Origin of the sequence: Rubrivirga sp. (genome assembly GCF_049648075.1) — a bacterium.
Taxonomy (GTDB): domain Bacteria; phylum Bacteroidota; class Rhodothermia; order Rhodothermales; family Rubricoccaceae; genus Rubrivirga.
This window is the reverse complement of sequence record NZ_JBARYR010000129.1, coordinates 1-4,141: the sequence shown is the minus strand read 5'-3', so window position 1 is coordinate 4,141 and position 4,141 is coordinate 1. Positions and strand designations below refer to the sequence as shown.

At 67.8% G+C, this 4,141-nt stretch carries 5 protein-coding genes; 1 reads left to right on the top strand and 4 read right to left on the bottom strand.

The window, feature by feature from the left end; translation table 11 throughout:
• The coding region (locus tag WBA11_RS03695) for a recombinase family protein (protein WP_424519375.1) at nucleotides 1-556 on the top strand (556 nt) is incomplete at its 5' end.
• Nucleotides 557-564: 8 nt separating this feature from the next.
• Here the strand turns inward: WBA11_RS03695 and WBA11_RS03690 are convergent.
• From WBA11_RS03690 to WBA11_RS03675, 4 genes are all read right to left on the bottom strand, one after another.
• Complete coding sequence (locus WBA11_RS03690; RefSeq protein ID WP_424519374.1) at nucleotides 565-1,077, bottom strand: DUF6933 domain-containing protein; 513 nt, start codon at nucleotides 1,075-1,077, stop codon at nucleotides 565-567.
• Nucleotides 1,078-1,170: 93 nt separating this feature from the next.
• A complete protein-coding gene (locus WBA11_RS03685; RefSeq protein WP_424519373.1) occupies nucleotides 1,171-1,365 on the bottom strand; it encodes a hypothetical protein in 195 nt (64 codons plus the stop codon).
• A 154-nt stretch (nucleotides 1,366-1,519) separates the two neighbouring features.
• Nucleotides 1,520-2,839 carry a hypothetical protein gene (locus WBA11_RS03680; protein ID WP_424519372.1) on the bottom strand — a complete coding sequence of 440 codons (1,320 nt, stop codon included), beginning with the start codon at nucleotides 2,837-2,839 and terminating at the stop codon, nucleotides 1,520-1,522.
• 89 nt (nucleotides 2,840-2,928) lie between these two features.
• The coding region (locus WBA11_RS03675) for an ABC transporter permease (RefSeq protein ID WP_424519371.1) at nucleotides 2,929-4,141 on the bottom strand (1,213 nt) is incomplete at its 5' end.

Below are 4,141 nucleotides of genomic sequence, written 5' to 3'. Positions count from 1 at the left end.
CGACGGACTCCGCGCCTTCGCCGGCCGCGCCGGGCTCACGGTCGTGGCCGCCTACACCGACGTCGCCGTGTCGGGCCGCAAGGAGGGCCGCCCCGACCTCGACCGGCTTATGGCATCGGCTCGGCGGCGCGAGCTCGACTGCGTGCTCGTCTGGAAGTTCGACCGGTTCGCCCGGAGCGTGTCCCACCTCGTCCGCGCGCTCGACGAGTTCGACCACCTCGGCGTCCGGTTCGTCTCCGTCCAGGACAACGTCGACACGACGAGCCCGATGGGCCGGGCGATGTTTGCCGTCATCGGCGCGATGGCCGAGCTGGAGTCGGCGCTGATCGCCGAGCGGGTCCAGGCCGGGATGGCCGCTGCCAAGGCGCGCGGTCGCCACGTCGGTCGACCGGCCACAGACGGGGACGTAGCGGAGCGGATCGCAGAACTCGCGCGCACCACCGACCTCTCGGTTAGGAAGATCCACGCCGCGCTCGCTCACGAGAGCGGCGACGAGGCCAGCGCGAGCCGGTCGGTCGTCGGCCGGATCGTGAAACAGGCGCGGGCAGAGGCGTAGCTCGTCGGCTACGACTCCGCCATCCGAGCCACTGCACCGGCCGGACGCCCGTACCCGATCGCGCCGAGGGGGACGTCGGCGAGGCGGTCCTCCACTCGGTCGAGGTCGAGGCGGTCAAACGCTCCTGCCGCCTCGGCCTCCGCTCGGATCTGATAGGTCGCGTCGAGCATCGTGCCGAGCACGCGCCGGTCGGTCGTCTGAGCGCCCGCGCGCGCGACGTGGACATCCGCGAGCGCGTCGGCTCGCGCCTGGATCCACGCGCCGGGCAGCCCGAGGCGCAAGAGTAGCAGAGGGACCCGGCGCCGGAAGACGGGGAGCGTCGTTCGAAGCGAACGCCCTGGGGCCACGACGCTCAGCATCGTGTCGGCTGCGGTGAAGAGCACGAGCGAGCGGCCGGGATACGGGAGCGCGACCGTATTGGCGTACCACGTCTCCAGTGGCCCGACGTCCGGTGACGGCCCGTCGCTGAGAAGGGCCGTCGCTCCTTTGAGCAGGCGGCGGGTACCTCGGAGCAGGACCATCTGGATTCGTGGGATGTCTCGGGAGCCGACGGGCGCGGAGAGGCCGTCGCGCTATGATGACATTTTACACGTATCCCGACGCTGTTGGCGAATTCAGGCGGCGACCGCCAGCCGGGCGAAGTGGGACACCCGCGTACCGAACCGGGGCACCCCGTCGAGCCACGCTACCGCCCGCTTCAGGTTCATCTCCGCCGCCGTCGCGATGTGCTGGAGGCGCGTCTTTGGGAGGCCCCGGTACCGTGCCCGTCGTGACCCGAGCGCGAAGGCCGCCTCGGAGTAGGAGGTCACCCGTCCCTTCGATGGCTCGGTGATTCGGGTCGGCGATCCGATGGTGTTCGAGTTGGCTCGCGAGGAGAACGAGGCGAGAAAGATCGTCGCCATTTCCGTGGGTGTGTTCGAACCCCGTACGGCTTCTTGGGGCGCTCGAACCTCCTCGGCCTGCTCAGCGACCTGGACTGCTCCCGGTCGTTACGTCGATCGTGTACGGGACCAGCGACCGCCCGGCGTCGTCGCGGAACTGGTCGGAGAGCGTGAGTTGGTGCCGGGAGCCAGGGCGTAGAGCCACGTCGACCGCGATCGTACGGCGGTCGTCGCTGAGGCCGACGAACTGGGTGACGCGGAGCACGTGGTCCTCCCCGAGTGGTCCATAGTCGAAGCCGCGAAACCTCGGATTCATCGGCGCCGAGAACGTGACGTTGACGCGCTGGATCGCGGGGTCGAGGTCATGGGTTCCATTCTCGAATTCGGCGATCCGAACCACTGTCGGCCGCTCCCGTTCGTAGTCCGCTCGGAGGTCGTCGAGGGGGCGGTCGAAGTACCGCGACGCCTCAACGACCGTCTCGACCGCCAATGGGTCCTGGTAGTCGAGTTCGATGAGACGGGCGATGGCTCGCGTCCGGTCCGCGGAGCGCTCCACGTACTGTTCAGCGATGGCGTAGCCGACGTAGTAGCCGAGGTCGCGGACGCCGAACGTGTTCTCTGTGTTGTTGTATAGCCAGTCGTTCCACCGCCCGCTGAACATCTCGGTTGCGAATCGGTCGCGGACTCGGGGCTCATTGGACTGGCCGAAGGCGACCGACGGCGCTGCCGACGGCTGCTCGGCGGCGAGCACCGAGACGTACTCGGCCACCCCCTCCTGGAGGGCGACGGAAAGGAGGTCGGCCCCGAACTCTCCCTGCTGCGTGTGGACGTACTCGTGCGCGTTGAGCAAGACCACGTCCTCGATGGGGTTCGAATCGAAGTGGCGACGGAGGTTGTCACGGAGCCAGTCGGGCAGTTCGTCGGTGACGGCTGCGCTGTCCGCCATCGCGATCTCAGAACCGATCAGGACACGGTCTCCAAGTGTCGTTCCGCCGGTACGAAGCGCGCCGACCGTGAAGAAAATCTGAGCGGGACGCAAGGCGGGATAAAGCGCGCGGAGCCGCTCGACCACCTGTCCGATCTCTTCGGCGTAGTCACCAGCGCGGAGCGTGTTCTCGCGGACGGACGCCCAGAATCGAGGGGCACCGAGGATCGTGGTCACGTACTCCTCCGCCGTGTAGCCGCGGCGCTCCATGAGCGCGTGGAGGCCGGGAGTGCCCGGAGCGACAAACAGTTCATCAAGGAGTCGGTACTGTGCCACGCTATCCGGGGCTGCGGAGACGGCATCGAACGCCTGCCAGAACCGCTCGACGTCGGCCGTGATGACAACCTCGTCGGCTGTCTGCGCGAGCGAGGCCGGAATGAGGAGCGCGCACAGGAGCGCGGCAAAGGGGTACCGCATGGCGAGGTGAATCGGTAGAGGAGGAGGCGCTCGATCGCCTGAGGCACGACCCGGTAAGGGAGGCGACGAGAGATTGGTCAGCGAGCAGGTCAGTCAGCGTGAAGGGCGCTCACCGGATCCGCCGTTGCCGCACGGAGAGCATGACCGCCGACAGTTGCCAAGGCGACCACGAGCACGAGCGCACCTGCGACCAAGAAAGGGACCGGTCCGAGGTCGACGCGGTAGGCGAACCCGTCTAGCCAGCGACGCATCGCGATGTAGGCGAGTGGAGAGGCGACGAGAAGTGCGACTCCGACGAGCCGAACGACCTCCTTCGACAGCAGCGCCACGATCGACGCTGCGCTAGCTCCGAGCACTTTCCGGACGCCGATCTCGCGCGTGCGCTGGGCCGCCGTGAGCGCCGCCAGCCCGAACAATCCGAGGCATGCGATCAAGACGGAGAGGCCGGTGAACATCCGCAGGGTGGACGCGATGCGGCGCTCGTCGTCGTACAACTCCGCGAGCTGGTCGTCGAGAAACTCGTAGCGGAAGTGCGTATCCGGGTAGACCGCCTCGAACGCGCCCTCGACCGCGTCGATGCCTGCGCTGCCACCGGCAGACGCCAGCGTGATGCCGGCCCAGCTCGTCCACCGGGGCCAGTAGAGCATCACCGACGGGTCGATCCCGTTGTGCAGCGACCCGTGGTGAAAGTCCTCAACGACGCCGACGATGTCGAGCAGACCCAGTGCCCCTTCACCGCCTTCACCACGGAGTGCCGCGCCGACAGCCGCATCGGGCGTCTCGAACCCCATTCGTTCCGTCATCGACCGGTTGACGAGGACGACGCGGCCGTGCGGATCGACTTCGTCGTCCGGCGCCAGCGCGCGTCCAGCGATGAGACGAAGCCCGAACGTATCGACGAACTCGGCGTCGACGGGGATCGTCTGGAGCGACTGGGCCTCGCTGAGCGATACGCCGTCCCACGTGTAGGTCTGACTCAGGCGGCCGTTCTTGGTCGGGCCTCCCATCGCGTACGTCACGTGCCGAATCGCAGGCGACTGGCTAGCGGTCTCGCGGAAGCGCGCGCGGGCGTCGTCGCCCTTCGGTACGTGGACCAGAATTCGCGACTCGCTCTCGAATCCAAGGTCTTTGCCCTCGACATATCGCATTTGGAGGAGCACCACCATGGAGCCGATGAGCAGCGCGAGCGTCGCCACGAACTGAAAGACGATCAGGCCCTGTCGAAACCCGATCGCCCCGGACCGTCGTCCTCCGCCGCTGCCGCGCAGCACGACGGTGGGGCGATACCGAGACAACACGACG